The 223-nt window shown below is 49.8% G+C and carries 1 protein-coding gene; it reads left to right on the forward strand.

Annotated elements, in window-relative coordinates:
• Positions 1–223: EF-Tu/IF-2/RF-3 family GTPase (locus JIG40_RS18085; protein ID WP_244662691.1), on the forward strand; the 223-nt coding region annotated here is incomplete at both ends.

A 223-nucleotide genomic window follows, 5' to 3' on the forward strand; every position in this document is an offset into this window, starting at 1 on the left:
AGAGCGTGCAGTAGACATGCCGTTCCTGATGCCAATCGAAGACGTATTCTCAATCCAAGGTCGTGGTACAGTAGTAACTGGCCGTATCGAGCGCGGTATCCTACGTGTAGGTGATGAAGTAGCAATCGTTGGTATCCACGAGACTACAACCACTACATGTACTGGTGTAGAAATGTTCCGTAAACTGCTGGACGAAGGTCGTGCAGGTGAGAACGTTGGTGCA

This window comes from Vibrio sp. bablab_jr001, assembly GCF_016464285.1.
Taxonomy (GTDB): domain Bacteria; phylum Pseudomonadota; class Gammaproteobacteria; order Enterobacterales; family Vibrionaceae; genus Vibrio; species Vibrio fluvialis.